Source organism: Streptomyces sp. SM1 (genome assembly GCF_002910825.1).
GTDB classification, from domain to species: domain Bacteria; phylum Actinomycetota; class Actinomycetes; order Streptomycetales; family Streptomycetaceae; genus Streptomyces; species Streptomyces okerensis.
Map to the genome: position 1 here is coordinate 1 of NZ_NEUB01000064.1, position 4,855 is coordinate 4,855.

Sequence of the window (4,855 nt, forward strand, 5' to 3'; positions counted from 1 at the left end):
GGGCACTGCTGCTCACAGCGGGCGGTGCGACCACCGCGGCGTTGCTCGCGGCCCGTGACGGAGACGCAGGCGGCTCGGAGCCCGGACGTCCCTCGTACGTGCTGGGAGTCCACTCCACCAGCGGTCCGGCGTCGGCCCTGTTCAGCAGGCCGGTCGAGCGGGCGGCACGCCTCGCTGCCGCCGGTCACAACGCCGACCCGGACCGCGGCTTCGACGTCGCGGTACGGGTGCTTCGGGACCAGGGCGACAAACAGAGCGCCGGAGAGACGGCCGCTTCCTTCACGGCCGACCGGGACGTGTTCGCCGTCCTCGGACCGGTCGACGAGGTGTCGATGCGGGCTGCGGCCAATCTCTACGGCGGGGCAGGCCTCACCCACGTCTCCAGCACCACGGGACAGCAGGACTACTTCGTGACGTCGCCCCAGTCGTCGTTTCAAAGCGGCGCCTCCCATTCGGCCCTCGCGGGCTGGGTGGTGCTGCACGCCCTGGTCACCGGGAGGACGGGCCGGCTCGGCGTGGTGCTGGACAGGGCGGGCGGGACGATCGTCCAGGACCAGGGCATCCTGCTGGTCAGACAGTGGCAGGAGGTACTGGGCGGCGAAGTCCTGCCGAAAGTGGTGGCCGAGAAGACGGACGACGGCGTGACGGCCGTCCGCTCCCTGCTGGCCGCAGGCGTCACCGCCTTCGCCTACCTCGGTCTGCTGGACGCCACGGTCCGGGCTGCCCGTCAGCTGGCCGCGGCCGGGTTCGACGGACCGCGGTGGATGCAGCACCAGTTGTACGGGACGGCGTTCCCGGGACAGGCGGGCGCCGCCGGCGAGGGCTGGTACGTGGTGACCGCCGCCGCGGACACCAGCGCACTGACCACGAGTCGGGCCAGGTCGTTCGCACAGGCGTGGCGCCGACGGTACGGCACCGCGCCGGAGCCGTACGCCGCCGAGGCGTACGACACGGTACGGATGCTGCTGACGGAGTTCGCGCGCACCGTACCGGCCGGGACGGGTCGCCGTCCGCAGCGGGCCGCCCTCGGCACGCGCATGGCGAAGGCCAGATACCAAGGCATCGCCCGTCCCTACACGTTCGGTGAGTACCATCAATACGCGCCCGACGACCGCGGCTGGTCCGACGGCACGTTCGTCCACGAGGTGAGCGGCGGGCGCTTCGTACAGCGGGGTTCGCTCACCGACCTCCGGCGCGCGGCGGAGAGCCCGGCCTAGGGTCGTGTCGCGTTCCGCCGTCCGCCCGGAGGACGGGCCGCGCGGCGTCGGGTGCGTGCTCCCGGGTACCCTCCGAGCCTCGTACCGGACACAACTCGGCTCATGGCGGCCGGCCCGGCGAGTGGGGGCACCCCTTCCAGTGAGGTGTGCCCGACGTCCCGTGGCAGACGGAACGGCGACGACAGGACCTGACGGACCGGTAGGCAGGGGAGGCAGCGGGCATGGAGCGGCTCAGGCCGTTCGATCCCTCGGAAACAGGCGGCCACCGTCTGGTGGGCCGGCTCGGTTCGGGTGGCATGGGCGTGGTCTATCTGGCGCGTTCGCCGCACGGCACCTGGTGCGCGCTCAAGGTCATCCGGGCCGAGCACGCCGGCGATGCCGGCTTCCGGGCACGCTTCCGGCGCGAGGCGGAACTCGCGGCCCGGCTCGGCGGCCGGTGGACCGTACCGGTCCTGGCGGCCGACGCCGACGCCGCCTCCCCGTGGCTCGCCACCGCCTACGTTCCCGGGCCCTCCCTCGCCGAGGCCGTCGCCCGCCACGGGACCTGGGGCGAGAAGCAGCTCAGAGCCCTGGGCGCCGCCCTGGCCGAAGCTCTGGACGACGTGCACGCGGCGGGCCTGGTCCACCGGGACGTCAAGCCGGCGAACGTCCTGCTCACCGCAGACGGGCCCCGGCTGATCGACTTCGGCATCGCCCGGGCCGTAGGGTCGACCGCGCTCACCGCCGACGGCTCCGTAGTAGGCTCCCCCGGCTATCTGTCTCCCGAGCAGGCGCGCGGCCGTACGGTGGGCCCGGCCAGTGACGTCTTCTCCCTCGGCTGCGTCCTCGCCCACGCGGGCACCGGCCGGGCGGTGTTCGGCGGCGGCGGGGCTGCCGGGGTACTGTACCGGACCGTGCACGGGGAACCGGACATGGACGGCGTGCCGTCCGGCCTCGAGCAGGTCGTACGGCGGTGTCTCGCGAAGGACCCGGAGAGGCGCCCGGACGTCGGAGAACTCCGCTCCCTCCTCGGCGGGTTCGACGCGGACGGCTGGCTGCCGCGCGGGCTGCCCTCGTTGATCGCCGCACAGGCCTCGCACATCGTCGGCCTGCCCGTCCCCGGCCCCACCGTCGTCGACCGCGATCCGGCCGGCCCGTCACCGGCCGGCTCCTCCCCCACCCGGCGGCGTCTGCTCGTCACCGGCGCGGCGCTCGGCGCCGGCACCGCCACGGCGGCTACCTGGTGGCTCACGCCCCGCGACGATCCCCGGCGGGACGGGCCGGGCAACCGGCCGAGGTATGTCGTCGGTCTGCTCGGCCATCGCGCGGACAGCGCCTTCGCGGCCCATGAGCACGGTGCGCGTCTCGCGGTCGACCGGCACAACCGTGTTGCCCGGCGCGCCTTCGACCTGGCGCTGCACACCGCCGACGACCGCGGCACCGCGAAGGGCGCGGCGTCGGCGGTGGCCGGGTTGGTCGCCACACCGGACATGGCGGTGGTGCTCGGCGCCGGTACGAACGCGACCGTGCCCGCGGCTGTCGAAGTATGCTCGCGTGCCCGCATGACCATCGTCGTCACCCGGGCGGACACCAGCCTTCTGGACAGCCTGAACCTCAGCACCGCGCTGTTGCTGCGCACGACCCGGACAGCGGGACCTCCCGCGATCCTGTGCCACCTCAACCGGGTCGTGAAGGCGGACCGGACCGTGATCGTGCACGATCTCACCGACGCGGCGGAGACCAGCGCGTCGGTGCGGATCGTCACGGTGTACGGGAAGCTCGAGGGCGAGAGCTCGGTGGAGGAGGTCGGGGCGGGCGAGAGCTTCTCCGCCGTCGCCCGCCGCGTCGCCGAACGCCCTCAGGACGCTGTCATGTTCGTCGGGCTGCGCTCCGAGCGCGCCGCCGCCTTCGCCCGCACGCTGCGGGACACGGACCACCGCGGTGCGCGAGTGGCGGGCGAGCACGTGGTCGGCCGTCCGTTCCTCGCCGAGGCGGAGGGCTGGATGGTCGGCACCGCCTACGCCGACGCCGGGGCGGACCCGCGCATCCGGGCCTTCGCCACCGCCCACCGGGACCGCTACGGCCGCTCCCCCGCTCCCTGGGCGGCCGAGGCCTACGACGCCGTCCGGTTCGCCGCCCACGGTCTGGCCGCCGCCGGCGACGACGGCCCCGGCACCCTGCGCTCGGAACTGCTGCGCGACCCCTGGCAGGGCATCACGCGCAGAGTCGCCTACGACCCGGGCGCTCACTTCTATGACACCGACCGGGACGGCGGCAGCTTCCTCTACCGGATCACCGGCGGCACCACCCGCTTCGTCGCCCGCGCGGACGACATCGGCCGCCGGGCGTGACCTGGCACGAGGCCGGCCGGCCGTACGGGTGCCTACATTTTGCACGCCCTTGACCGCGATCATTCAGATCTCTCACGCTACGGAGCCGGCACACCCATGAGCGACATCGTCAACGGACTCGGCCGGGCCACCGCCTACGGCGCACTCGGACTGGTCCTGCTGGTTCTCGGCATCGTCCTGGTCGACGTGCTGACGCCCGGAAAGCTCGGCCGGCAGATCTGGCAGGAGCGCAACCGCAACGCCGCCGTCGTGCTCAGCTCCTCGCTGCTCGGCATAGGCGGCATCGTGTTCACCTCGATCTGGACGACGTACGACGACTTCGGCAAGGGGCTGGCGTCGACCGCGGCGTTCGGAGTGCTGGGACTGGTGATGATGGCCCTGGCCTTCCTGGTGGTGGATCTCATCACCCCCGGGCGCCTGGGCGCCACGCTGGTGGAGCCCGAGCCCCACCCGGCGGTCTGGGTGACCGCGTCCTGCAACCTCGCGGTGTCCGCCATCGTCTCGGCGTCCATCGCCTGACGCACCGCACCGGTCACCGCGTCCACGAACAGGGTCGGCGTCCGGTCACCGGCCCACGCGTGTCAGGATCCGCCGATGCAACGGAAGATCATCCGCACGGACTCCCGCGACTGGCCCGACGCACAGACGAAGGAACTCTTCAGCGAGGGGTTCCCGGAGTTCATCACGGCCGACCGGCTGGTCAAGGAGTACGTGGGCAGGGTCGGTGCGTGGTTCGCCGACTGGAACCTCACGCTCGTGGACGACCGCGACGTACCGGTCGCCTCCGGCTGGGGTGTTCCGATCCGCCGGGACGGCCTGACCGGGACGCTCCCGTCCGGATACACCGACAGCCTCGTCCGGGCCGTCGAGGGCAGGGAGCGGGGGGCGGCGCCCGACACCCTGGTGATCTGCGGGGCGATCGTCACTGCCTCGCTCAAGGGGCGCGGGCTCGCGGCGGAGATCCTGATGGTGCTGCGGGACAGGGCCCGGGAGGCGGGCCTGGCGCGCGTCGTCGCTCCGGTCCGCCCGACGGCCAAGGCACGGTATCCGCTCACGCCGATCGAGACCTTCATGAAGTGGAGCCGCGAGGACGGGACTTCCCTCGGCCCCTGGATACGGACCCATCAGCGCCTCGGCGCCGGAACACTGGCGGCGGCTCCCGCCTCCCGGACCATGTCCGGCGCGGTGACCGAGTGGGAAGGCTGGACCGGAACGGTGTTCCCCGAGTCGGGTGACTACGTGATCCCGGACGGGCTCGCGCTGCTCCGGATCGACCGCTCCACCGGTCAGGGGGTGTACCGGGAACCC

The 4,855-nt window shown here is 73.0% G+C and carries 4 protein-coding genes; all 4 read left to right on the plus strand.

Going from position 1 to position 4,855, the window contains the following annotated elements:
• The coding region (locus B9S61_RS01395) for an ABC transporter substrate-binding protein (protein WP_181007181.1) at nucleotides 1-1,217 on the plus strand (1,217 nt) is incomplete at its 5' end.
• Between the two features lie 221 nt (nucleotides 1,218-1,438).
• Complete coding sequence (locus B9S61_RS01400; RefSeq protein ID WP_103540540.1) at nucleotides 1,439-3,547, plus strand: bifunctional serine/threonine-protein kinase/ABC transporter substrate-binding protein; 2,109 nt, start codon at nucleotides 1,439-1,441, stop codon at nucleotides 3,545-3,547.
• 96 nt (nucleotides 3,548-3,643) lie between these two features.
• Complete coding sequence (locus B9S61_RS01405; protein ID WP_103540541.1) at nucleotides 3,644-4,066, plus strand: DUF350 domain-containing protein; 423 nt, start codon at nucleotides 3,644-3,646, stop codon at nucleotides 4,064-4,066.
• 75 nt (nucleotides 4,067-4,141) lie between these two features.
• On the plus strand, nucleotides 4,142-4,855 hold a 714-nt coding region (locus tag B9S61_RS01410; protein WP_103540542.1), incomplete at its 3' end, for a hypothetical protein.

Excerpts from the sequence above, each read along its gene's own strand:
- B9S61_RS01405 (WP_103540541.1), top strand. The coding sequence starts at position 3,644 with ATGAGCGACATCGTCAACGGACTCGGCCGGGCCACCGCCTACGGCGCA.
- B9S61_RS01400 (WP_103540540.1), top strand. The coding sequence starts at position 1,439 with ATGGAGCGGCTCAGGCCGTTCGATCCCTCGGAAACAGGCGGCCACCGT.